At 31.1% G+C, this 22,874-nt stretch carries 24 protein-coding genes and 3 tRNA genes; 14 read left to right on the top strand and 13 right to left on the bottom strand.

Annotated features, from left to right (window positions below):
• Positions 1-15 precede the first annotated feature (15 nt).
• Positions 16-1,431, bottom strand: a complete 1,416-nt coding sequence (locus BUC09_RS10705) for a S41 family peptidase (RefSeq protein WP_073311450.1) — start codon at positions 1,429-1,431, stop codon at positions 16-18.
• 101 nt (positions 1,432-1,532) lie between these two features.
• Here BUC09_RS10705 and BUC09_RS10700 point away from each other — a divergent pair, with 101 nt between their 5' ends.
• Genes BUC09_RS10700 through BUC09_RS10685 form a run of 4 tightly spaced genes read left to right on the top strand, consistent with a single transcriptional unit; the run spans position 1,533 to position 3,611 of the window.
• Positions 1,533-2,042 carry an RNA polymerase sigma factor gene (locus tag BUC09_RS10700; RefSeq protein WP_073311448.1) on the top strand — a complete coding sequence of 170 codons (510 nt, stop codon included), beginning with the start codon at positions 1,533-1,535 and terminating at the stop codon, positions 2,040-2,042.
• The gene (locus BUC09_RS10695) at positions 2,029-2,484 is read left to right on the top strand and encodes a hypothetical protein (RefSeq protein ID WP_073311444.1); all 456 of its coding nucleotides are present in this window, start codon (positions 2,029-2,031) and stop codon (positions 2,482-2,484) included. The genes BUC09_RS10700 and BUC09_RS10695 overlap by 14 nt, the downstream gene beginning before the upstream one ends.
• Positions 2,485-2,495: 11 nt before the next feature.
• The gene (locus tag BUC09_RS10690) at positions 2,496-3,068 is read left to right on the top strand and encodes a DUF4252 domain-containing protein (protein WP_394333004.1); all 573 of its coding nucleotides are present in this window, start codon (positions 2,496-2,498) and stop codon (positions 3,066-3,068) included.
• A 6-nt stretch (positions 3,069-3,074) separates the two neighbouring features.
• Entirely contained in the window at positions 3,075-3,611 is a 537-nt protein-coding gene (locus BUC09_RS10685) for a DUF4252 domain-containing protein (protein ID WP_073311441.1), read from the top strand.
• A gap of 26 nt (positions 3,612-3,637) precedes the next feature.
• Here BUC09_RS10685 and BUC09_RS10680 read toward each other — a convergent pair whose 3' ends face one another.
• Genes BUC09_RS10680 through BUC09_RS10665 form a run of 4 tightly spaced genes read right to left on the bottom strand, consistent with a single transcriptional unit; the run spans position 3,638 to position 7,342 of the window.
• Positions 3,638-4,087 carry a sterol desaturase family protein gene (locus tag BUC09_RS10680; protein WP_073311438.1) on the bottom strand — a complete coding sequence of 150 codons (450 nt, stop codon included), beginning with the start codon at positions 4,085-4,087 and terminating at the stop codon, positions 3,638-3,640.
• A 1-nt stretch (position 4,088) separates the two neighbouring features.
• Positions 4,089-4,928 (bottom strand): phytoene/squalene synthase family protein, encoded by an 840-nt coding sequence (locus tag BUC09_RS10675; RefSeq protein WP_073311435.1) that lies wholly within the window; start codon positions 4,926-4,928, stop codon positions 4,089-4,091.
• A gap of 2 nt (positions 4,929-4,930) precedes the next feature.
• Positions 4,931-6,391 (bottom strand): phytoene desaturase family protein, encoded by a 1,461-nt coding sequence (locus BUC09_RS10670; protein WP_073311433.1) that lies wholly within the window; start codon positions 6,389-6,391, stop codon positions 4,931-4,933.
• Positions 6,392-6,442: 51 nt separating this feature from the next.
• A complete protein-coding gene (locus tag BUC09_RS10665) occupies positions 6,443-7,342 on the bottom strand; it encodes a MerR family transcriptional regulator (RefSeq protein WP_073311430.1) in 900 nt (299 codons plus the stop codon).
• 75 nt (positions 7,343-7,417) lie between these two features.
• Here BUC09_RS10665 and BUC09_RS10660 point away from each other — a divergent pair, with 75 nt between their 5' ends.
• Complete coding sequence (locus tag BUC09_RS10660) at positions 7,418-8,554, top strand: lycopene cyclase family protein (protein ID WP_073311428.1); 1,137 nt, start codon at positions 7,418-7,420, stop codon at positions 8,552-8,554.
• Positions 8,555-8,582: 28 nt separating this feature from the next.
• On the opposite strand, the gene BUC09_RS10655 is transcribed toward BUC09_RS10660, so the two are convergent.
• The 3 genes from BUC09_RS10655 to BUC09_RS10645 form a co-directional block, all read right to left on the bottom strand.
• Positions 8,583-8,664 (bottom strand) — tRNA-Leu (locus tag BUC09_RS10655).
• Between the two features lie 38 nt (positions 8,665-8,702).
• Positions 8,703-8,775: transfer RNA gene (locus BUC09_RS10650), tRNA-Lys, on the bottom strand.
• Positions 8,776-8,808: 33 nt separating this feature from the next.
• Positions 8,809-8,881: transfer RNA gene (locus tag BUC09_RS10645), tRNA-Lys, on the bottom strand.
• A gap of 127 nt (positions 8,882-9,008) precedes the next feature.
• Between BUC09_RS10645 and BUC09_RS10640 the strand changes: the two genes are divergently transcribed.
• Positions 9,009-9,524: a shikimate kinase gene (locus BUC09_RS10640; protein ID WP_073311426.1), complete on the top strand. Its 516-nt coding sequence runs from the start codon at positions 9,009-9,011 to the stop codon at positions 9,522-9,524.
• Here the strand turns inward: BUC09_RS10640 and BUC09_RS10635 are convergent.
• The 3 genes from BUC09_RS10635 to BUC09_RS10625 are packed head-to-tail and all read right to left on the bottom strand — an operon-like array spanning position 9,516 to position 10,977.
• Positions 9,516-10,013 carry a phosphoribosyltransferase domain-containing protein gene (locus BUC09_RS10635; RefSeq protein WP_073311424.1) on the bottom strand — a complete coding sequence of 166 codons (498 nt, stop codon included), beginning with the start codon at positions 10,011-10,013 and terminating at the stop codon, positions 9,516-9,518. The two genes, BUC09_RS10640 and BUC09_RS10635, sit on opposite strands and share 9 nt — an antisense overlap.
• A gap of 3 nt (positions 10,014-10,016) precedes the next feature.
• Positions 10,017-10,598 (bottom strand): methyltransferase domain-containing protein, encoded by a 582-nt coding sequence (locus BUC09_RS10630; RefSeq protein ID WP_073311422.1) that lies wholly within the window; start codon positions 10,596-10,598, stop codon positions 10,017-10,019.
• Entirely contained in the window at positions 10,585-10,977 is a 393-nt protein-coding gene (locus BUC09_RS10625) for an RNA-binding S4 domain-containing protein (RefSeq protein ID WP_073311420.1), read from the bottom strand. The genes BUC09_RS10630 and BUC09_RS10625 overlap by 14 nt, the downstream gene beginning before the upstream one ends.
• A gap of 78 nt (positions 10,978-11,055) precedes the next feature.
• Between BUC09_RS10625 and BUC09_RS10620 the strand changes: the two genes are divergently transcribed.
• Entirely contained in the window at positions 11,056-11,991 is a 936-nt protein-coding gene (locus BUC09_RS10620; protein ID WP_073311418.1) for an FKBP-type peptidyl-prolyl cis-trans isomerase, read from the top strand.
• 65 nt (positions 11,992-12,056) lie between these two features.
• On the opposite strand, the gene BUC09_RS10615 is transcribed toward BUC09_RS10620, so the two are convergent.
• Entirely contained in the window at positions 12,057-13,010 is a 954-nt protein-coding gene (locus tag BUC09_RS10615; RefSeq protein ID WP_073311407.1) for a transketolase family protein, read from the bottom strand.
• Between the two features lie 4 nt (positions 13,011-13,014).
• On the bottom strand, positions 13,015-13,860 hold the full coding sequence (locus BUC09_RS10610; protein ID WP_073311405.1) for a transketolase: 846 nt from the start codon (positions 13,858-13,860) through the stop codon (positions 13,015-13,017).
• A 241-nt stretch (positions 13,861-14,101) separates the two neighbouring features.
• Between BUC09_RS10610 and tgt the strand changes: the two genes are divergently transcribed.
• The 7 genes from tgt (at position 14,102) to BUC09_RS10575 (ending at position 22,856) form a co-directional block, all read left to right on the top strand.
• The gene (tgt, locus tag BUC09_RS10605) at positions 14,102-15,232 is read left to right on the top strand and encodes a tRNA guanosine(34) transglycosylase Tgt (protein ID WP_073311403.1); all 1,131 of its coding nucleotides are present in this window, start codon (positions 14,102-14,104) and stop codon (positions 15,230-15,232) included.
• The gene (locus BUC09_RS10600; RefSeq protein WP_073311401.1) at positions 15,232-16,338 is read left to right on the top strand and encodes an LptF/LptG family permease; all 1,107 of its coding nucleotides are present in this window, start codon (positions 15,232-15,234) and stop codon (positions 16,336-16,338) included. The genes tgt and BUC09_RS10600 overlap by 1 nt, the downstream gene beginning before the upstream one ends.
• The gene (locus tag BUC09_RS10595) at positions 16,325-17,203 is read left to right on the top strand and encodes a DMT family transporter (protein ID WP_073311400.1); all 879 of its coding nucleotides are present in this window, start codon (positions 16,325-16,327) and stop codon (positions 17,201-17,203) included. Before BUC09_RS10600 ends, BUC09_RS10595 begins: the two co-directional genes overlap by 14 nt.
• Before the next feature lie 118 nt (positions 17,204-17,321).
• Positions 17,322-18,275, top strand: coding sequence for an acetyl-CoA carboxylase carboxyltransferase subunit alpha (locus BUC09_RS10590; RefSeq protein ID WP_073311398.1), 954 nt, complete (start codon positions 17,322-17,324; stop codon positions 18,273-18,275).
• 141 nt (positions 18,276-18,416) lie between these two features.
• Positions 18,417-19,967, top strand: coding sequence for a replicative DNA helicase (gene dnaB, locus BUC09_RS10585; RefSeq protein ID WP_073311396.1), 1,551 nt, complete (start codon positions 18,417-18,419; stop codon positions 19,965-19,967).
• Between the two features lie 199 nt (positions 19,968-20,166).
• Entirely contained in the window at positions 20,167-20,886 is a 720-nt protein-coding gene (locus tag BUC09_RS10580; protein WP_073311394.1) for a glycosyltransferase family 2 protein, read from the top strand.
• A 29-nt stretch (positions 20,887-20,915) separates the two neighbouring features.
• Entirely contained in the window at positions 20,916-22,856 is a 1,941-nt protein-coding gene (locus BUC09_RS10575; protein ID WP_073311392.1) for a tetratricopeptide repeat protein, read from the top strand.
• Positions 22,857-22,874 lie beyond the last annotated feature (18 nt).

Below are 22,874 nucleotides of genomic sequence, written 5' to 3'. Positions count from 1 at the left end.
ATCTGAGCGGTTTTTTTATGGTATTTGTTCTAAGTACATTTCTTTATTTAAATCTCTTCCTTCAACTTCTTTAACTTCATTGAAGACTTTAAAAGTTTTAGGAATGGCTTGTTTTCCTCCGCTAGAAATTAAATCTAAAACTTTTGCAAGATAAGGTTCTGTTGCGTTACCAAGAATTCCTAAATCACCTAGGTTTTCAGCCAATGTGTTTTGAGAGGCAGGACTTATACCTTGAGCATAATCTCCAAAACCATTTTTATCTGTAATTTTTAATACAATGGGTTGCATGGCATATTTATGATCTGGATTTACATTTTGTTTTCTATAATCATCAGAATCATATAAAGTAATTGAGCCTACATTTTTTCCTGTTGTAGTTGTACCAATTTGGACAACATCTATGTACGGTTTTAAAGAGTTAATTACTAATTCACTTGCAGATGCGGTGCTCTTTGTTGTTAAAATATATATTTTAGAAAGATTAAGACTGTTTAAAGCTATTCCAGAACTAGTAGAATTCGTAAATAAATTATTTAAACTACTTGGGTTTAATTGTGCCATAAGTTTAGGATTCCATTGTTGTTTGGCAAAAATCTGTCCGTTAAATTGACCAGTTATCATACTTGCTAATCTGGTTGCAGTTGTTACGGAACCTCCAGAATTGTACCTTAAATCTAATACTAAATGTGTTATTCCTTCAGATTTTAAATATCCAAAAGCATCATTTAATTCGTTTTCATAAGCACTGTAAAATCCATTATACATCAAATACCCAACTTTTTTTGTACCAACTATATGTGTTGTTTTTATTAAAACAGGATTTTCTGTATATGGTCCTTTTACTAAGGATACCGATTGTCCATTTGGAGTTATTGCACCATTATCATAATTTGCAAGATTTAAAGTATATGAACTGTTTGCTAGTAGATTTTTATAATTACTCGCTGTTAACGGAGTTCCATTTATTGCATAAAAAATTGATCCTCGTTGAATGTTTTTTGTTGAAGCATCAGAATTTGGCATTACATATTTTACCCAACCAAAAATTTCAGTTGTGCTTCCAGATTTGTAATTCAGACCATATTCTAAACCATTACTATCATTTGATCCATTTAAGACCTGTTCAAGTTTTGTGTAGTCATTATACAAAACACTGTATTTGTCAATAGAACTTCTTTGATAAATTAAGTTTTCAAATAAAGATTCTGGTGTAGAAAAGTTGCTTAGATAATTATCTAAATCTTTTTGATAACTAAACTTGGAATCACTCAAATCGGGAACATTTGGCTGGTACAAATAATAGCCATTCAGTCCTTTCCAAATAAAATTTTGAATAGGATAATTTGAAGGGTTGTCATCATAGTCATTGCAAGAAGTAATAAAAATACTTGAAATAACTAGTAGAAATATATGTTTAGCTAAAGATTTCATTCTAATAATTTTATTTGAGTAAATTTAAGAAGTAAAAATTATTTATAGTGAATGTAACAAAATAAAAACTGATTCGTCTAGATAATATAACAAGCCAATAAATGAACCAATCTGAATTTTTAAGTACAATAAAACCTTTTAAGGACAAGCTGTTCAGATTAGCTAAAAGATTGCTTGTTAGTAATGAGGAAGCAGAAGATGCTACTCAAGACGTTCTTGTAAAACTTTGGAATAAAAATGACGCTCTTAAAGAGTATGGAAGTATAGAGGCTTATGCAATGACAATTACTAAAAATCACTGTTTAGATGTTTTAAAATCAAAACGTGTTTCAAATTTAAAAATTGTCCACAATAACTATACTGAGCCAGGAGCTGAATTACACAAAAGAATTGAAGATCAAGATTCTTTACACTGGGTTGAAAAATGGATTAATGATTTGCCGGAACAGCAAAAGTTAATCATCCAGATGAGAGATATCGAAGAATATGAATTTGAAAAAATTGCAGAAGTTTTAGATATGAACGAAACTGCAGTTAGAGTAGCATTGTCAAGAGCTCGAAAAGCAATACGTGAAAAAATGATTAATACCCATAATTATGGATTACAATAAAATAGAAATATTAATAGAAAAATACTTTCAAGGAGAAACCTCAATTGCTGAAGAAAAGGAGTTGCGCAGTTACTTTTCTTCTCTAAATGTGGCGCCACATTTAGAACAATATAAAGCAATGTTTGGTTACTTCTCCCAAGCTAAGTTAGATCAGTATACAAAAGAATTTCCACGTCAGAAAATTACAAAAAAAGCAATGTGGATTTCTGTAGCTGCCTCGACAGTAATTTTGCTTGGAATGTTTGCTTTTTATATGAATAATGTTCAAAAGCTAGAAGTTAAAAATGAACTTGGGAGTTATGATAGTCCTCAAGAGGCATTCGAACAAACTCAAAAAGCTTTGGCTTTATTGTCACAAAACGTAAACATTGGCATAGAAAGTGTTCAATATGTACAAGAGTACGAAAATGCAAAAAACAAAGTGTTTAAAAACAATAATTAAAATTATCAATCATGAAATCAACAAATCAAAAATTTAAAAAAATTAAATCAATATCTATGACAAAAAGGATAGTTATCATTGCGGCCTTTATTTTGTTGCCGTTTTTTAGTCAAGCTCAAACATTATTTGACAAATATGATGGACAAGAAGGTGTTACTTCAATTGTAGTAAATAAAAAAATGTTTGATTTAATGAGTAAAGTGAAAATGGAAGCTTCTGATAAAGATGCTCAAAAATACTTAGCTTTAATTAAAAAGTTAGATAATTTAAAAGTGTTTATGACTTCAAGTAATAAGACAACCGCAGATATGCGTGGGAATGTTGATAAATACTTGAAATCAAGTAACCTTGAAGAATTAATGAGAGTTAATGATGGAGGTAAGAACGTAAAAATATACGTAAAATCAGGAGGTTCAGATACTCAAGTAAAAGAATTGTTAATGTTTATTGAAGGGGCAAATGTTAAGGGTAATGAAACCGTTTTAATGTCTCTAACAGGAAATTTTGACATTAATGAACTTTCTACTTTAACGAATAGAATGAATATTCCTGGTGGAGATGAATTAAAAAAAGCTGGTAAATAAAAGCTTATGAAAAATTTTTTGAAATATGTTTCATTAGGGATAACATTGCTTCTTATAGGCTGTAAAAATGAACCCACACTACAGAAATATTTTGTTGAAAAAAGTGAAAACAAAGATTTTACAGTATTAGATGTAACTCCTAATATTTTAAATCTAGAAAAGACTAAGCTATCTTCAAATGAAAAAGATGTATTAGATTCATTTGATAAAGTTAACATTTTAACTTTTAAAGCGGATGATAAAAATAAAGCTCAGTTTGAAGATGAAAAGAAGAAAATTTCATCGATTTTAAAAGATGAAAAATACGAATCTTTGATAAAAGTGAGTATGGGCAAAGATGGGGCCGAGTTTAAATGCTCTGGTAAAGGCGAACATATTGATGAATTCATCTTATATGGAAATAGAGCAGAAAATGGATTAGCGGTTATTAGAATTACTGGTAACGATATGAACCCAACAGTGGTTATGGAAATGTTGAAACTAATGCAAAAATCTAAAATAGATGTTGAGCAGTTAAAACCTTTGCAGGAATTGTTTAAATAAAAAAGGCGACCATTTGGTCGCCTTTTTTATTTAGCTTCTTTGTAATATTTCATCGGAAACAAAAGCATTCCAAAGCATTCTCCATCTTGTTTTCCAATATGTTTGTGATGCATTTTGTGTGCTCTTCTTACCGCTCGAGCATATCTGTTGTTAACGTTTTTAAAAATTTTAAATCTTTGATGTATAAAAATATCATGAACCATAAAATAGGCTAATCCATATACAAAAATTCCAACTCCTATAGACAAGCCTATATTTAGTAAGTCATATTTCCACAATAAAAAGAAAACAATACTAACTATTGCATAAAAAATGAAAAAGGCATCGTTTCTTTCAAACCAAGAATTGTGATCTTTTTTATGGTGATCAGCATGTAAATTCCATAAAAAACCATGCATGATATATTTATGACTAAACCAAGCCATAAACTCCATGAAACAGAATGTTAGTATAAAAACAAATAGTTGAGTTATCATATTATAAAAGATTCAATCGGTATTTGACATAGCAATTAGCCAGTAGACTAACTTTTTGATAATTTGGTACTCTAATTCGAGTGTTTTTAATTTCAGTAGAAGGGGTGTTTTTTAGTTTCACTAACAGTTTTTTATAATAAATGTAAGCAGTATAAACTCCAAATTTTGCTTCAAGAGGTAAATTTTTAATCCCTTCAAAACCCTTCTCAAAATCAGCTTCAATCTCTTTAATGATTTCTTTTTTTGAATTTTCGTTCAAGTTCTGTAAATCAGTGTTTGGAAAATAGGTCCTATCAAGTCCTTCAAAGTCCGCTTTTAAATCTCTTAAAAAATTTACTTTCTGGAATGCTGAGCCTAAACTCATAGCTGAATTTTTTAATTTATCGTATAAATCTTGATTTCCTTTTACAAACACTTTTAAGCACATAAGTCCTACAACATCTGCACTGCCATAAATGTATTCGTTGTACTCTTCTTTAGTTTTATATTCGTTTTTGTGTAAATCTAATCGCATGCTATGCATAAAAGATTTTATCAATTCAAAAGGAATTTCATGTTTATGAACTGTGTATTGAAAAGCATTTAAAATAGGATTTAGACTTATTTTTTCTTCCAAAGCTAAGCTTAAATCATTTTCAAATTTATTGAACAACTCCTCCTTGTTGTAGTCATGAAAAGTGTCAACAATTTCATCTGCAAATCGGACAAAGCCATAAATGTTGTATATGTCTTGTCTAATACTTGGAGCAAGCATTTTTACTGCTGATGAAAATGAGGTGCTGTAAGATTTTGTGACTAACTTACTACATTCATTCGAGACATTATCAAATAGTGCTTTCATTTTTAAGAGTATTTTTCGATGAGTTGTGCGACTAATTTTCCTGATATTAATGATGGCGGTACACCTGGACCTGGAACTGTAAGTTGACCTGTAAAATACAGATCTTTTACTTTGTTACTTTTCAATTTAGGTCTTAAAAATGCTGTTTGCAATAATGTGTTTGCCATTCCATATGCGTTTCCTTTATAGGAATTGTACTCTTTAATAAAATCATTAACACAAAATGATTCCTTAAATATAATGTTTTTTCTTACTTCTTGTTGCGTTAGTTTTTCGAGTCTTGAAATGATTTTTTCAAAATATTGTTCTCTTAATTCTGGTGTGTCATTTAAACCTGGGGCAAGTGGAATCAAAAATATCCCCGCTTCTTTTCCTTTTGGCGCCGAGTTTTCATCAGTTTTTGATGGAAAGCTAGCGTAGAAAAGAGGTTCATCAGGCCATTTAGGTTTGTCGTAAATATCTTGAGCGTGAACATCAAAATCCACATCAAAAAATAATGAATGATGTTCTACATTCTCTATTTTTTTGTCAAATCCAACATAGAAAAGTAATGACGAGGGAGCAAAAGTCTTTTTATCCCAATATTTTTCTGAGTAAGCTCTATGTTTTTGATCCAATAATGTTTCGGAGTGATGGTAATCGGCACCAGATAAAACTACATCTGTGTTTATAATATTGCCATTTACTATCAAAGCACAGGCTTTTCCATTGTCAACCTCTATTTTTTCAACATTAGAATTAGTTTTAATTTGGACGCCTAATTCTTTTGCTAGTGATTCCATAGCTAGAATAACACTGTACATGCCATTTTTTGGGTGAAAGGTTCCCAAGCCAAAATCGGCATAATTCATAAAACTATAAAAAGAAGGAGTATTAGAAGGTTTTGCGCCAAGAAAAAGAACAGGGAATTCTAATATTTGAACGAGTCTTTTGTTTTTAAAACGGCTTCGTACATCTTTAGAGATATTACTGAAAAATTGATTTATTTTTTTAGCAGTTTCAAATGTGATTAGTTCTAGTGGAGATATGCCTGGACGATATACTAAATCCTTAATAGCAATATCATAATTGTTTTTAGCTTCATTTATAAAAGCTTCTAATTTTTCACCACTTCCAGTTTCTATCTTTTCAAAAGTATTTTTGATTTCAGAAAGATTATCTGCAATTAAAACAAAATCATTTATGCCAAAATATACTTGATATGCTGGAGAAAGTTTTATTAATTCGTAATAATCGCTGGTTTTTTTATCAAAATCTTTGAAAAATCTTTCAAAAACATCTGGCATCCAATACCATGTTGGGCCAATGTCAAAAGTGAAACCTTCTTTTTTTAATTGTCTTGCTCTACCACCTACAGTTGAATTTTTCTCATATATGGTTACCGCATGTCCAGACTGAGCAAGATAACAAGCACCTGCTAAAGATGAAAAACCTGACCCTATGATTGCTATATTTTTTTTCATTTTGTTTAACAAAACTAAGTTAAAGTTAAACAAAACATATTTAAACAATTCTTAAATTTCTGTTAAGACTTCGGGTGTGGTTCTAAAAATCTTTATTGATGAATTTAATTTTGAATTGTCAATGTGTTCTGTTAATCTGCCTGCAATCCATAATTCGGAATTACCAAGTGATAATATTTTATCATTAAATTCTTTTATGTAATTGTTTATATTGTCCTTGTCTGGTTCTACAGTTGTGTATGTCAAATAGCAAATATTTTCAAAATAATTTGGCATACTTTTCAAGTTTTCTAACGGTATACTTTCAGATAAATATATGGTTTTATAGCCTTTATAGACCAATTCGTAGTTTAAATATAAAAGGCCTAGTTCGTGAATTTCATTTTCAGGTAAAAAGAGTACAAATACTTTGTCGTTTTTAGTAGGGTTTGTGTTTTGAAGTATTTCTGTGTTAACAAGTATTTTTTGTTTAATCAAATGACTAATGAAATGTTCGTGTGCAGGTGATATCGTTTCTGTTTGCCATAAAAGCCCAATCTCCTCCATTAAAGGAATGAAAACTTCAACAAACACATCTTTAAAAGTTTTTTTAGATAATAATTCGTTATAGGTGGTTGTAAAAAGAGTTTGGTCAAAGTTCATCATCGCCAATTTAAATGCATTCAAAGCGTGATTCCTTGCATTTTTTTCGGTGATTATTTTTTTGACTAATTCGGAAATTTCTTTACTGTTGCTTTTGGATATTTTAGATATTTTATAGCCATGATTATGAAGTAAAGTGATATTTAGTAGCTTTTGTAAATTGTTACCATCATATACTCTTATGTTTGTGTCTGTTCGCATGGGTTCTAAAATGTTGTATCTTTTTTCCCAAATGCGAATCGTGTGAGCTTTGATTCCTGAAAGATTTTCAAGATCTTTAATACTGAAAACAGATTTTATATTGTTCATCTTTTTCAACTTTATCTTAAACAAATTTAAAGAAATAATTAATTAGAATGTTTATTTTTGTTTAAAATCATTTAAATGAAATACGACTATATTTTTGCTGGCTTAGGTTTAGCCTCCATGATGATAATTGTCAAAATGGAGAATGAAGGTATTTTAGAAGGTAAAAATATATTAGTAGTTGAGCCAAATGACAAAAATGCTAATGATCGAACTTGGTGTTTCTGGGAAGAAGGTGATGGTGATTGGGATCAAATCTTAACTCACAAATGGTCAAGAGCTTTTTATGTAGATGAAAATGTAAAAATTGATTGTTTGAATGGATCATTCTATAAAATGATTGAATCAAAGAATTTTTATGATTTTTTTAGAAAAACCACAAGAAATTGCAGTTTGTACTGGGTAAAAGAAAGAGTAATTTCTTTTCGTGAAGAAAACAATAGTGTTATAGTACAGACTGCTGCAGATAATTATGAAGGAGCTATCTTGTTTAATTCTATTTTTGATATAGAAGAACTTGATTCCAATAAAAAATTTCCTCTTTTACAACAAAACTTTGTAGGTTGGTTTATAGAGACAGATAACAATTATTTTAATCCTGAGGAAGCTTTATTTATGGATTTTTCAGTTTCGCAGAAAGGAAATACAAGGTTTATGTATGTTTTACCATTATCCGAAAATAAAGCTTTATTTGAGTATACCTTGTTTTCTCCTGACTTGCTTAGTTTTGAAGAATATGAATTAGAAATAAAAGAGTATTTAAAAAAAATAGGTTTAGAAAACTATAATATCCTAGCTAAGGAGAAAGGAAATATTCCAATGACCACTTATCCTTTTTGGAAAAAAAATTCTAAGCTTATTTTAAATATTGGAACAGCAGGAGGATGGACGAAAGCTAGTTCTGGTTTTACTTTTTCTAATGTTATAAGGGAAAGTCAAAGAGTGGTAGATTTCTTAAAGAGAGATGCAATAGATTTTAAAAAATTTAAGGTTCCGACTAAATTCACTTTTTACGATGATTTGTTTGTAGATGTTCTTTATAATGATAACTCTTTAGGTAAAGTTATTTTTTCTTCAATGTTTACAAAGAGTGATCCTAATTTAATATTGAAGTTCTTAGATGAAAAGACTACAATGTTTGAAGATTTACAAATTATTTGGAGTTGTCCCAAAAAGGAATTTATCAAATCATTTTTTAGAAGATTAATAAAATAAAAAAATCCGCTTATTGCGGATTTTTTTGTGACCATGATGGGACTCGAACCCATACGCCTTGCAGCACCACCCCCTCAAGATGGCGAGTCTACCAATTCCTCCACATGGCCATAAACAAAAAAAGTCAAACTTAACGTTTGACTTTTTGTGACCCCGCTGGGATTCGAACCCAGGACCCCATCATTAAAAGTGATGTGCTCTACCAGCTGAGCTACGGAGTCTAAGCTTTCAAGAAATTAATTCGGTCAAATTTGTGACCCCGCTGGGATTCGAACCCAGGACCCCATCATTAAAAGTGATGTGCTCTACCAGCTGAGCTACGGAGTCTAAATCATTTCCTGATTGCGGGTGCAAATATAATACCTTATTTTTAACATTTCAAACTAAATTAATGATAAATTTGAGTTTTTTTTAAAATTACTTCCAAAGCGTTTATTTATAAGCTTTTATATTTATGAGAAAAATTGTTTTAATAGGTTATATGGGATCGGGTAAGTCGAAAATTGGTCAACTTTTAGCTGAAAAGTTAGATTTTCCATTTTACGATTTAGATTTTTTGATAGAAAATGAATTAGAAAAATCAATTGGTGAAATTTTTTCTGAAGAAGGAGAGGTCTTTTTTAGAAAAAAAGAACATGAGGTTTTTAAAAAAGTCATTGAAAGTAATGAATCTTATGTTTTAAGTACGGGTGGTGGCACACCATGTTATGCTAACAATCATTTATTTTTGGCTAATGAAGATGTAGTTTCAATATACCTTAAAGCTAGTATTCCAGTTTTAGTATCAAGATTGAAGAATGAAATCGATAAGCGCCCGTTGCTTCAAAGTTTAAAAGATGAAGAAACTTTTGAGTTTATAGCTAAACATCTTTTCGATCGTAGTTATTTTTACAATCAATGTAAATATTCGGTTTTGACAGACGATAAATCCCCAGAACAAATAGTTGCAGAAATTAATGCTCTATTGTAAATAAGCACAGTCATTGTTTTCGTTAAAAACAACCTGTACATGCTCTAAAATAGAAGTAGATAATGATATTCCTTTAAAGTCAGCTTTTACAGGATATTTTTTGTGGTTTCTATCAACTAGTACAGCAGTTTTGAATTTGTTTAAAGGAACGTCGAGAAAGTGCTTTACACCGTATATCAAAGTTGTTCCTGAATTTAATACATCATCTACTAATACTAAACCTTTGTTTTCATAAGCTGATTTGTCTAATGAGGTAGTTATAGAGGATGTTGGATTTTTTTTATCGATGATAACGTCACACAAAACAATTTTTAACGGAGATATACTTTTTAAAACAGCAGATAGTTTTTGAGCAAAAATGCTTCCATTTCCATGAATCCCTGCAAGAATAATTTCTTCATCATCTATGAATGTTTCATAAATTTGATAGGCAATGCGTTTGATTTTGAATTCTATTTCCTGATGATTTAAAATGATATTCTGATTCATGGGTTATTTTTTTGTAAAGATAAAAAAGAGTTCGTTTCCTTGGCGAGGTTTAATAGAATTATAAGCTGGTTCTAATGTTTTTATTTTGAATAATTCTGAAAAAATAGATAAATATTCTTCCTTACTTCCTCCAAAGGGAGGTCCTGCTTCAGTAAGTGGGAATTGAAATAAAAGACCAACCAATTTTCCATTGTCATTAAGTAGTGAGTGCATTTTTTTTGCATAATTCATCCTTAAATCTGGATCAAGAGCACAAAAGAAGGTTTGTTCTATTATTAAATCATACTTTTCAGTATGGTCAAAAAAATCTTGGTAAATGAATTTTGAGTTGTCGCAATCGGGGAGCTTTTTTTTCAAATTAGCTAAGGGTTCCTTCGCATAGTCTAAAACAAATGAATTGGTAAAACCATTTTTCAGTAAGTATTCAAATTCATAACTATTTCCACATCCTGGAATTAGTATTTTTAGGGCTTTATTGTTTAATTGGTCAATATATTCTTTTAGTGGTGTAGTAATCTCTCCAGTATCCCAACCTGTATCATTTTTTTGATACCTGTTTTCCCAATAGTCGCTATTCAATTTCATTTTCTTCGTCGTTAAAATCAAATTCGAAATCGTCTAAGTCTCTACGGTCTTTTTTTGTAGGTCTACCTTCACCAAATTTTCTGTAATGCGATTTTGAGAGTTTTAGCATTTCTAAATGTTCAAAAGCTTCAATAGGTGTTTCATCAATCCTATACAAATCTACAAGTTTAGCGCCAACACGATTATCTGGTACAGCTAGCACTTTTATAATATATGTAATTTGGTCTTTTCTAAAAGTAATTTTATCTCCTGGTATAATATCTTTAGAGGGCTTTGCCACATTTCCATTTAAGGTAACCTGATTTTTTTTGCATGCTTCTGTAGCCATATTTCTTGTCTTGTAATATCGAACACACCACAAGTATTTATCTATTCGCATAAATTTTAAAAAAGTAAGTTAAAATTTAAAACAAAAATAAATCAAAATTGTATCTTGCGCACTTAAAATTTTTGAATAATGAATAGAATCTTGAAGAGCATATTTTTTTTAATTTTTGGTGTTGCATTTGTTTCTTGTAACAAGGATGACAAAGCAGAGGATGTGTATGTTATTCCTTATGCAGAACAATATCCCAAGGATATAGCAGCTATTGAGAAATTTTTAGGCGAATATTATATGGAAGTTTCTTCAGATTTTGATGTTACATTCACGAAAATACCTGACGGAAATCCAGATAATAAAGTGTCTATAATGGATCAAACAGATTATCCTTTATTAAATAAAAATGTTTTGAGTAATGGTGTTAATTACAAAGTATATTATATCAACATAACTAAAACAGCGGCAAATTCATCTGATCCTGATTATTTTGGTGCTAATGAATCTCCATCTAAAGTTGATTCTGTATTTGTGTCATACAAGGGTAGATTATTGGATAATACAAGTTTTGATGAATCAAATACACCAGTTTGGTTTGAGATGACAAGAACGATTGAGGGATGGGGTGAAGTCTTGTCAGAATTTAAAACAGGGAATCATGTTTACGATGATTTAACAGGTGTAGTAACATTTTCTGATTTTGGAGCTGGGATAATGTTTTTGCCTTCAGGTTTGGGATATTATAACAATTCATCTGTTTCAATTTCTGCGTATTCACCATTAATTTTTAATTTTAAATTAAAGAAATTGAATTATGTAGATCATGACTATGATCGAATTGATTCAAGATTTGAGATTAATGTTGGGGTAGATGGGAAATTTGCTGATACAGATGGCGATGGGTATCCTGACTATTTAGATCAAGATGATGATAATGATGGGTATTCAACTAAAAACGAAATCAAAAAACCTGGTGGTGGATATTATACTTATGATGAAATTTCTGACTGTGATGGGAATTTATCAAATCCATTAAGAGTTAGAAGGTATTTAGATAAAAGCTGCCATAATTAAAAAATGTACACAATAAATAATGAAAAAAGCCACGTTTTACGTGGCTTTTCTTATGTCGAAATTAATTATTTTCTTTTGATAACTCTTTCTACAGCTTCCACAATCGCTTGATTGTTTAGTTTGTATTTCTCCATTAATTGTTCAGGGGTTCCTGATTCTCCAAAACTATCATTAACAGCTACAAATTCTTGCGGAGTTGGTGTGTTTAAAGCTAATAATCTCGAAACGCTTTCTCCTAAACCACCTAAAATATTATGTTCTTCTGCAGTTACTACACAACCTGTTTTTGCTACCGATTTTAAAATAGCTTCATCATCTAGAGGTTTAATAGTATGTATATTGATTACTTCTGCAGAAATTCCTTTAGCTTCTAAAGCTTCGGCAGCAATTAAAGCTTCCCATACTAAGTGACCTGTTGCAACAATTGTTACATCAGTACCTTCGTTTAACATAATTGCTTTACCAATTACGAATGGTTCGTCAGCTGGAGTAAAGTTAGGAACAACAGGACGTCCAAAACGTAAATATGCTGGACCGTGGTGATCTGCTAATGCAATTGTTGCTGCTTTGGTTTGATTGTAATCACAAGTATTGATTACAGTCATTCCAGGTAACATTTTCATTAATCCGATATCTTCTAGGATTTGGTGAGTAGCACCATCTTCTCCTAAAGTTAAACCAGCATGAGATGCACAAATTTTTACATTTTTGTCTGAATAAGCTACTGATTGACGAATTTGATCATAAACACGTCCAGTAGAGAAATTAGCAAATGTTCCAGTGAAAGGAATTTTTCCACCAACAGTAAAACCTGCTGCAATTCCAATCATGTTTGCTTCTGCAATTCCAATTTGAAAGAATCTTTCAGGATGATTTTTTTTGAAATCATCAAATTTTAATGAACCAATTAAGTCGGCACATAATGCAACAACGTTTTCGTTTTTTTGACCTAATTCAGTCATTCCCGCTCCAAAACCTGAACGAGTATCTTTACTTCCTTGATTTTCGTATTTTTTCATAATCTTAATAGTCTCCTAAAGTTGCAGGGTTTTGGTTTAAAGCATTTTCTAATTGTTCATTACTTGGTGCTTTTCCGTGCCAAGCATGTGTGTGCATCATGAAATCTACGCCATTACCCATTTCTGTATGTAATAAAACGCAAACAGGTTTTCCTTTACCTGTTTTAGCTTTAGCTTCTGTCATACCTGCAATGATTGCTTCAATATTGTTTCCTTCTTTTATTTCAATAACATCCCAATCAAACGCTTCAAACTTAGCTTTTACGCTTCCCATGTTTAAAACTTCGTCAGTAGAACCATCAATTTGTTGTCCGTTTAAATCAACAGTTGCAATTAAGTTGTCTACTTTTTTAGCAGATGCATACATGATAGCTTCCCAGTTTTGTCCTTCTTGCAATTCACCATCACCAGTAAGTGCATAAACAATATGATTGTCATTGTTTAATTTTTTAGCTTGTGCAGCACCAATCGCTACAGATAGCCCTTGACCTAAAGATCCAGAAGCCATTCTTACTCCAGGTAAACCTTCATGAGTAGTTGGGTGTCCTTGTAATCTTGAGTTTAACTTACGGAAAGTTGCTAATTCTGAAACAGGAAAATAACCACTGCGAGCTAAAACTGAATAGAAAACAGGTGAAATGTGACCGTTTGATAAGAAGAAAAGATCTTCACCAATTCCGTCCATGTCAAAACCTGGTTTTCTTACCATTAAATGTTGATATAGTACAGTGAAAAACTCAGCACAGCCTAAAGAACCTCCTGGGTGACCTGAATTAACAGCATGTACCATGCGAAGAATGTCTCTTCTTACTTGTGTTGTAAAATTTGTTAGTTGTTGAATGTCAGACATTTTGAATACGTATAAATTATTTGTGGCCAAAATTACTTTATATTTTTTCCATTGGCAAAAGTTTTAAAAAATACTTTGAAAAAAAGTAGGCAAGCGAGAGGGATAGGAGCAAGCTACCATGTAGCGCGGATAGCCCGACCACGACAAGGGAGTGGACTCGCCCAATTAATTGTTAAATAAATTGTGAAATGCTAAATCGAAAATTTTAAATATTTTATCTTTGCCAACTATATTTGATAGTATGAAATTTGATTTAGTACAAAAAGATCCACAAACTAAGGCGAGAGCTGGTTTTGTTACTACGGATCATGGTGTTATTGAAACACCTATTTTTATGCCTGTTGGGACTGTTGCTTCGGTAAAAGGAGTTCATCAGCGCGAATTGAAAGAAGAAGTAAATCCTGATATTATATTAGGAAATACTTACCATTTATATCTTAGACCTCAAACGGAGATTCTAGAAAAAGCTGGTGGATTGCATAAATTCATGAATTGGGATAGAAATATTTTGACTGATTCAGGAGGTTATCAAGTGTATTCTTTGTCTTCTAATAGAAAAATTAAAGAAGAAGGGGTTAAGTTCAAGTCTCATATCGATGGTTCGTACCATTTCTTTTCACCAGAGAGTGTAATGGAAATTCAGCGTTCAATAGGAGCTGACATCATTATGGCGTTTGACGAATGTACGCCATATCCTTGTGATTATCGTTATGCTAAGCGTTCGATGCATATGACTCACCGTTGGTTAGATAGATGTGTTTCGCATTTAGAAAATTTACCATTTAAATACGGTTATGAGCAAACATTATTTCCAATTGTTCAAGGTAGTACGTATAAAGATTTACGTCAACAATCTGCTGAATATATTGCAAATGTTGGAGCTCAGGGTAATGCTATTGGAGGACTTTCAGTAGGTGAACCAGCAGAGGAAATGTATGCTATGACTGAAGTGGTTACGGCAATCCTTCCAGAAGATAAGCCTCGATATTTAATGGGGGTTGGTACGCCAATTAATATCTTGGAAAATATTGCATTAGGGATTGATATGTTCGATTGTGTGATGCCAACAAGAAATGCTCGTAATGGTATGTTATTTACTGCGCATGGTACTATCAATATTAAAAATAAAAAATGGGAAGCCGACTTTTCACCAATTGATGAAATGGGTCATACTTTTGTTGATACTGAGTACACAAAAGCTTATTTACGTCACCTTTTTGCGGCTAATGAGTATTTAGGAAAGCAAATTGCTACCATTCATAATCTTGGTTTTTATATGTGGTTGGTTCGTGAGGCAAGAAAACATATCTTAGCAGGAGATTTCCGTGAGTGGAAAGAAAAAATGGTTAAACAAATGAGCCAAAGATTATAATGTTAAAACAGCTTTTTTCGAAACTAACAATTATTGATAGATACATATTAAGGAGGTATTTAATGACTTTCTCAATTATGTTGATTATGTTTATTCCTATTGGTATAATTGTCGATGTCTCGGAAAAAGTGAATAAGATTCTAGAGAATAAAGTTCCGTTCCCAAAGGTAGCTGCATACTATCTAGATTTCATTATCTATTTTGCCAATTTACTCTTCCCAATTTTCCTTTTTCTTTCCATTATTTGGTTTACTTCAAAATTGGCTAATAATACTGAGATTGTTGCTATTTTAAGTTCGGGAATTTCTTTTCAAAGGTTTTTAAGGCCTTATATTGTTGGGGCAACCATAGTTTCAATTTTTGCTCTATTGATGGGTTTCTTTTTAGTACCAAAAGCGAGTGAAGGTTTTAATAATTTCAGGTACATGTATTTGAAAGGAAATGGTCGAAACCAAATGCGGGAAACAAGTGATGTGTATCGTCAAATTAGTGATACTGAATTTATTTATGCAAGTAACTTTAATCAAGAAGCTAAAACAGGATACAACTTTGTTTACGAAAAGTTCGATAAAGAAAGGATGCTTTATAAGATAACAGCCTCTTCAATTGTTTGGAATGCAAATGATAGTACCTATACTTTAATGAATTTTAATAAAAGAACTGTTGGAGAACTTAATGATAAAATTGAGACTGAAATTAATAAGAGTATGAAATTCAATTTTGATTTAGAAGATTTAACTCCTGTAGTTTATATCGCGGAAACGCTAAACTTGACTGAGTTGAATAAGTTTATAGAAAAGGAAAAGAAAAGAGGTTCAGCGAATATTAATACGTACTTAGTTGTAAAATATAGAAAATATAGTGTTCCTATTTCGGCTTTTATTTTAACTATTATAGCTGTTGCAGTTTCTTCAATGAAACGTCGCGGTGGGATGGGAGTAAATTTAGCTATAGGAATCGCTTTAGCTTTTAGTTATGTGTTTTTAGATAAGATATTTGGAACAGTTGCAGAGAAATCATCTTTTTCTCCTCTAATTGGAGTTTGGATTCCAAATATAGTATACGGTATTTTAGCTTTTTATTTACTTAGAAATGCCAAACGATAAAAATTTAAATAGTTACTTACATCTTCATTTTATCGTTTTTGTATGGGGATTTACTGCGGTTTTAGGTGCTTTAATCACTTTAGAAGCTCTTCCATTGGTTTGGTATCGAATGCTTTTTGCTTCTCTTTTTATATTGATTTATATTTTTTATAAGAAGATTTCGATAAAACTACCCTTAAAAACAATATTAATATTACTATTTGCAGGGCTTGTCATAGCTCTCCATTGGTTTACTTTTTTCAAAGCCATAAAAGTTTCAAATGTTTCGGTTACTCTAGCATGTTTGTCAACAGGAGCTTTTTTCGCTTCTATTTTAGAACCAATTTTCTTTAAAAGAAAAATAATTGGATATGAAGTTTTATTTGGTTTAATCGTAATAGCGGGTCTTTATTTGATTTTTAATGTAGAAGGTCACTATGTAGAGGGGATAATTCTTGCTTTGACTTCAGCTTTTTTATCAGCTTCTTTTTCCATCATTAATGGAAAGTTTGCTAAAGTGTATGACCCAACAGTTATTTCATTTTATGAGTTGTTAGGAGGTGTATTGTTTTTCTCTGTTTTTCTATTAATTGGAGGAAATTTTAATGCAGATTTCTTCAAATTGTCTTGGGAAGACTTAAAGTGGTTATTTATCTTGAGTTCTTTTTGCACTGCATACGCTTTTATTGCCTCTGTTGCTGTGATGAAGTATTTAAGCCCTTACACAGTAATGCTTACTATTAACCTTGAGCCTATTTATGGGATTATATTAGCATTGATTGTATTTGGAGAAAAAGAGCAAATGAATAGACAGTTTTATATTGGTGCACTTATTATTCTTACAACAGTAATTTTAAATGGTGTTTTTAAAAACAGGAATAAGTAATTACTTGAAATTTAAACATATAGGCCTTTATTGTTTATAAACTTCAAATTTTACTTTTAAACTCAATCGAAAACTTTATCTTTGTTAATTCAAATAAGAATAAAAACCTAAAAATCTTATGGAATATTTAGATTTTGAGCTACCTATCAAAGAACTTGAGGAACAGTTAGAAAAATGTCAACAAATTGGTGAAGATTCTCAAGTTGACGTTACTGCAACATGCGAAAACCTTTCTCAAAAATTAGAAGAAACTAAGAAAGAATTATATGCAAACTTGACAGCATGGCAACGTGTTCAAATGTCAAGACACCCAAATAGACCTTATACATTAGAGCATATTGCTAGTTTAACAGATAATACTTTCTTAGAATTATTTGGAGATCGTGGTGTGCGCGATGATAAAGCAATGGTTGGAGGTTTAGGAAAAATAAACGGGCAATCATTTATGATTATTGGTCAACAAAAAGGAGTAAATACAAAAATGCGTCAGATGCGTAATTTTGGTATGGCGAATCCAGAAGGTTACCGTAAAGCTTTACGCTTAATGAAAATGGCCGAGAAATTTAATATTCCTGTATTGACTTTAGTAGACACTCCAGGTGCTTATCCAGGACTTGAAGCTGAAGAAAGAGGTCAAGGTGAAGCTATTGCAAGAAATATTCTTGAAATGATTCGCCTTAAAGTACCAATTATCACAGTTATCATTGGAGAAGGTGCTTCGGGAGGAGCTTTAGGGATTGGTGTTGGAGATAGAGTTTATATGATGGAAAATACTTGGTATTCTGTTATTTCGCCAGAATCTTGTTCTTCTATTTTATGGAGAAGTTGGGAATTTAAAGAACAAGCTGCAGAAGCTTTGAAATTGACAGCTAAGGATATGAAATCAAACAACTTAGTTGATGATATTATACCAGAACCATTAGGAGGTATTCATCGAGATAGAGAAGCTGGATTTAAATTTGTAAAAGAATATATAGTTAAAGGTTTTAATGAGTTAAAAGACTTATCAACAAATGACTTAATTGCCCAAAGAATGGATAAATACAGTAAAATGGGTGAGTTTAACGAATAGCTAACTAGTTTTAGTTACAAAGATCCGAAGCCTTACCGTTTCGGATTTTTTTTTGGTTATTAACAAAAAAAATATTGTTTTCAACATTTTATATTGACAAGTCAAAAAAATAAAACTTTAAAATTTGACTACCTTTGAAACATGGAAAATATCAAAAATATCAATCCTGTAAGAGTAGATAAAACTACTATTATAAATTTAGAGAAAGGAAAACTTCCTCCGCAGGTGCTTGACCTAGAAGAAGCGGTTTTGGGGGCTATGATGATTGACAAAAAAGGGGTAGATGAAGTAATTGATATTCTACAACCTGATGCTTTTTATAAAGATGCACATAAGTACATCTTTGAGGCTATCGTTACTTTGTTTAATGATTCGCAACCTATTGACTTATTAACAGTTTCGGCTCAATTAAAGAAAATGGGTAAGTTAGATTTAGCTGGTGGTGATTTTTACTTAATTCAGCTAACTCAAAAAATTTCATCTTCGGCTCACATTGAGTTTCATTCTAGGATTATTCTTCAGAAGTTTATTCAAAGAAGTTTAATTAAAATATCTTCAGAAATCATTGAAGATTCTTATGATGAAACTACAGATGTATTTGATTTATTAGATAAGGCAGAATCGAAGCTTTATGAAGTAACTCAAGGAAATATTAAACGAAGTTCAGAAACAGCTCAGAGTTTAGTTATTCAAGCTAAAAAACGAATTGAAGAAATTGCTGGAAAAGAAGGTCTGAGCGGAATTGCCACAGGTTTTGATAAGCTTGATGAAGTTACTTCAGGTTGGCAACCATCCGATTTAATTATTATTGCTGCTCGTCCGGGTATGGGTAAAACGGCTTTCGTTTTATCGATGGCCCGTAATATAGCTATCAGTTTTAATCATGCAGTGGCAGTTTTCTCCCTAGAGATGTCTTCGGTACAGTTAATTACCCGTTTGATTTCTTCTGAAACTGGTTTATCGTCCGAAAAGTTAAGAACAGGGAAATTAGAAAAGCATGAATGGGAACAGTTAAGTGTTAAGGTAAAAGATCTTGAAAAAGCACCATTGTTTATTGATGATACACCTTCGCTTTCTATTTTCGATTTAAGAGCTAAAGCAAGACGTTTAAAGTCGCAACATGATATTAAAATTATAATTGTCGATTACCTTCAGTTAATGACTGCTGGTGGTGGTGGAAAAGGAGGAGGAAATCGAGAGCAAGAAATTTCAACAATTTCAAGAAACTTAAAAGCTTTAGCAAAAGAGCTTGATGTTCCAGTAATTGCTCTTTCTCAGTTATCCCGTGCTGTAGAGACTCGTGGTGCAAGTAAAAGACCTTTACTGTCTGACCTTCGTGAATCTGGTGCTATTGAGCAGGATGCCGATATAGTTTCGTTTATTTATCGACCAGAATATTATAAAATTGATGAATGGGATGATGATGAACATACACCAACTCAAGGTCAAGCGGAGTTTATTATTGCTAAACACCGTAATGGTGGATTAGAAAACATTCGTCTTAAGTTTATTGGCCAGTATGGTAAGTTTGATAATCTAGAAGATTTTAGCACTGGATTTAGTGATTTGCCTTCAAAAATGAATTTAGATGATCAACCTAACCCGTTTATCACACCTAATTTGCCTTCTGCAAATGATGCTTTTGGAAGTAATCTCAATAATTTTGATGATGACAGTGATGTCCCTTTCTAAAATTTAAAAAAAACTTTTTAAAAAAGCTGTTCCTCAAAGAACAGCTTTTTTTATTTCATAAAATAATATATGAATCATGATTCATTAGTAGTTTCAAAGATGTTTATAGTTTAAAAAATAACACTATGAATAGATAATTAAAATTGTATTTTAGTTAAAAATTTAGATGACAATTCCTATGATTTCAATTTGTAAATAAATGGATACTACTTTATCTATTATTATTCCTGTCTATAATGAGGAAAGAACAATTTTAAAAATTCTTGAAAAGATAGAACTTGTTGTTTTAGAACAAGAGATTAAAAAAGAAATCATTGTTGTTAACGATTGTTCTTCAGATTCATCAGAAATTTTGATTCAGAACTACCTGCAAGAAAAGAAGCATTTAAATATTAGATTTTTTTCCAACGAAATAAATGTGGGTAAAGGAGCTTCAATTCATAAAGGAATTAGTGAAGCTACAGGAGACTATATTATTATCCAAGATGCAGATTTAGAATACGATCCAAGAGAATACAACATTCTTCTACAGCCTTTTTTAGATGGTTTTGCCGATGTTGTTTATGGTTCGAGATTTATGGGAAGTAAACCACATCGTATTTTGTTTTTTTGGCACACAGTAGGGAATAAGTTTCTAACTTTTTTGTCGAACATGATGACCAATCTAAACCTAACAGATATGGAAACATGTTATAAGATGTTTTCTGCAGATGTCTTGAAATCATTACAATTACAAGAAAAAAGATTTGGATTTGAACCCGAAGTAACTGCTAAAATGGCAAGAATTCCAAATATTCGAATTTATGAAGTAGGTATCTCATATTATGGGCGAACTTACAAAGAAGACAAAAAAATAACATGGAAGGATGGATTTCGAGCCATATTTTGTATCATCAAGTATGGGCTTTTAAAATTATAGTTCTCTATTCTTTATAAAAATATTATGATATGGCTGAAAAAAAGAAAATACATTCAAAAGCTACAGATGAAGTAAACGAAACACAAAAATCCTATTCTTGGATGTTATGGTTGGTTGGAATTGTTTCCTTTGCTTTATATGCTAATACTTTGGCACATGGTTTTGTTCTTGATGACATAGCTGTTATTCAAGAAAATAAATTTGTTAAAAATGGTATACTTGGAATCAAAGATATTTTAACTACTTTTTATTGGCAGGGGTATTGGAACTCTAACAGTGGTTTGTATAGACCAACGTCATTAATCTTTTTTGCGATTGAATGGCAAATTATGCCTAATTCTCCATTTATTCATCATTTAATGAATGTGGTTTTTTATGTATTGGATAATATATTGTTGTTCATAGTATTGAGACATTTTTTTAAAAATTACTCGTATTGGATTTCATTTATCATTGTTATCCTTTTTGCTGTTCATCCTATACATACTGAAGTTGTTGCAAACATTAAAAGTAGAGATGAAATTTTATGCTTGTTCTTTTTTCTATTATCAGTTTATAGTTTATTCTGTAGAATAGGTAGGTATTGGAAAATGGCATCAGTTGTTTTCTTTCTTTTTTGTTTGCTATCAAAAGAAGCTGGAATATTGTTTCTTCCAATTTTAGCTTTTCTTTTATGGAGCGAGTCAAAAAATAATAAACAAGTAATAAAAAGCATTTTGCCTCATGTAGCTGTAACTATCTTTTGGCTATTTGGCCATCAATTAGTGATTAATTCATCGTCATACCCAAAAATACAATATACTTATTTAGATAATTCGCTGGTGGCTTGTAAAGATTCACTATCACAAATAGCTACTGGTTTTACAATTTTGGGACGTTATATTTGTAATGCTTTCTTTCCTGTTAATATGAGTTATGATTATTCTTTTAATCAAATTCCTTGTGTTGAATTTTTATCATTTCCTTTTTTTGGGAGTGTGTTTGTAATACTTCTATTATTAGGGATTGCTTTTTATTATAGAAAGAAATGCGTTGAAATCTCGTTTGGTATTATTTTCTTTTTTATTACAATTGCTCTAGCTACTAATATAGTAGTTTTGATAGGTACTACTATAGGAGATAGGTTGTTGTATACCCCTGTTTTAGGAATTTGTATTGCTTTTGTTTTTATGACTTTTAATAGTTTTAAAAAAATGCAAATTGATTCGAATAGTAATAGACTAATTGTTGGTTTTGGATTACTCTGTATTGTTTTTTTCTTAAATTCTTTCCAAAGAAATAAAGACTGGAAATCTAATTTTACACTTTTTACATCAGATATAAATAATTCACCAAATAGTGCAAGAGTTAATTTTAATTATGCTACTGCTTTTTTCTCACAGTTGCCAGAAGATGTTTCTGAACAACAATCGCAATTACCTGCTATTATTCAGTATTATAATAAAGCCTTACATATTGATCCTAATGATAAAAGCACTTTAGTTAATCTTGGCGTTTGTTACTATAGAATGAAAGATTATGATAGTGCTTACAAATGTACTAGTAAAGCAATGGAAATTGACCCTAGCGATACATCTCTTTTTGGAAATATGGCAGATATTTACTTTATGAAGTCGGATTATGAAAATGCCATAACATACTATAAAAAATGTATATCTAATAATACAGATTCATCTAATACTTATAACTTCTACGGCACTGCACTTTTTAATTTAAAGAGTTATGATGAAGCAATTGCTGTTTTTAAAGAAGGACTTAAAAAGAACCCAACTCATTCCCAAATGTGGCTGAATTATGGTAATGCATTGGCGATATCAAATAGGTTAAAAGAAGCTATTGAAGCTTTTGAAAAAGCCTATGCTTTAAATCCGAATCAAAGACAAGCTTTAAATTGTTTATTTATGGCATATAACGCTATAGGTGACCCAGTTAAAGCAAGCTATTATTATCAACTTTATACAAATAAATAGGCCGTATTTATATACGGC

It is taken from the genome of Flavobacterium terrae, assembly GCF_900142035.1.
Classification (GTDB): Bacteria; Bacteroidota; Bacteroidia; order Flavobacteriales; family Flavobacteriaceae; genus Flavobacterium; species Flavobacterium terrae.
Note: the sequence above shows the minus strand (reverse complement) of the source record. Positions and strands in the feature narration are given on the sequence as shown.

Bases quoted from the DNA above. Each gene is read 5' to 3' on its own strand.
- BUC09_RS10705 (WP_073311450.1), bottom strand. From the start codon at position 1,431: ATGAAATCTTTAGCTAAACATATATTTCTACTAGTTATTTCAAGTATT.
- BUC09_RS10700 (WP_073311448.1), top strand. From the start codon at position 1,533: ATGAACCAATCTGAATTTTTAAGTACAATAAAACCTTTTAAGGACAAG.
- BUC09_RS10695 (WP_073311444.1), top strand. From the start codon at position 2,029: ATGGATTACAATAAAATAGAAATATTAATAGAAAAATACTTTCAAGGA.
- BUC09_RS10690 (WP_394333004.1), top strand. From the start codon at position 2,496: ATGAAATCAACAAATCAAAAATTTAAAAAAATTAAATCAATATCTATG.
- BUC09_RS10685 (WP_073311441.1), top strand. From the start codon at position 3,075: ATGAAAAATTTTTTGAAATATGTTTCATTAGGGATAACATTGCTTCTT.
- BUC09_RS10680 (WP_073311438.1), bottom strand. From the start codon at position 4,087: ATGATAACTCAACTATTTGTTTTTATACTAACATTCTGTTTCATGGAG.
- BUC09_RS10675 (WP_073311435.1), bottom strand. From the start codon at position 4,928: ATGAAAGCACTATTTGATAATGTCTCGAATGAATGTAGTAAGTTAGTC.
- BUC09_RS10670 (WP_073311433.1), bottom strand. From the start codon at position 6,391: ATGAAAAAAAATATAGCAATCATAGGGTCAGGTTTTTCATCTTTAGCA.
- BUC09_RS10665 (WP_073311430.1), bottom strand. From the start codon at position 7,342: ATGAACAATATAAAATCTGTTTTCAGTATTAAAGATCTTGAAAATCTT.
- BUC09_RS10660 (WP_073311428.1), top strand. From the start codon at position 7,418: ATGAAATACGACTATATTTTTGCTGGCTTAGGTTTAGCCTCCATGATG.
- BUC09_RS10640 (WP_073311426.1), top strand. From the start codon at position 9,009: ATGAGAAAAATTGTTTTAATAGGTTATATGGGATCGGGTAAGTCGAAA.
- BUC09_RS10635 (WP_073311424.1), bottom strand. From the start codon at position 10,013: ATGAATCAGAATATCATTTTAAATCATCAGGAAATAGAATTCAAAATC.
- BUC09_RS10630 (WP_073311422.1), bottom strand. From the start codon at position 10,598: ATGAAATTGAATAGCGACTATTGGGAAAACAGGTATCAAAAAAATGAT.
- BUC09_RS10625 (WP_073311420.1), bottom strand. From the start codon at position 10,977: ATGCGAATAGATAAATACTTGTGGTGTGTTCGATATTACAAGACAAGA.
- BUC09_RS10620 (WP_073311418.1), top strand. From the start codon at position 11,056: ATGAATAGAATCTTGAAGAGCATATTTTTTTTAATTTTTGGTGTTGCA.
- BUC09_RS10615 (WP_073311407.1), bottom strand. From the start codon at position 13,010: ATGAAAAAATACGAAAATCAAGGAAGTAAAGATACTCGTTCAGGTTTT.
- BUC09_RS10610 (WP_073311405.1), bottom strand. From the start codon at position 13,860: ATGTCTGACATTCAACAACTAACAAATTTTACAACACAAGTAAGAAGA.
- tgt (WP_073311403.1), top strand. From the start codon at position 14,102: ATGAAATTTGATTTAGTACAAAAAGATCCACAAACTAAGGCGAGAGCT.
- BUC09_RS10600 (WP_073311401.1), top strand. From the start codon at position 15,232: ATGTTAAAACAGCTTTTTTCGAAACTAACAATTATTGATAGATACATA.
- BUC09_RS10595 (WP_073311400.1), top strand. From the start codon at position 16,325: ATGCCAAACGATAAAAATTTAAATAGTTACTTACATCTTCATTTTATC.
- BUC09_RS10590 (WP_073311398.1), top strand. From the start codon at position 17,322: ATGGAATATTTAGATTTTGAGCTACCTATCAAAGAACTTGAGGAACAG.
- dnaB (WP_073311396.1), top strand. From the start codon at position 18,417: ATGGAAAATATCAAAAATATCAATCCTGTAAGAGTAGATAAAACTACT.
- BUC09_RS10580 (WP_073311394.1), top strand. From the start codon at position 20,167: ATGGATACTACTTTATCTATTATTATTCCTGTCTATAATGAGGAAAGA.
- BUC09_RS10575 (WP_073311392.1), top strand. From the start codon at position 20,916: ATGGCTGAAAAAAAGAAAATACATTCAAAAGCTACAGATGAAGTAAAC.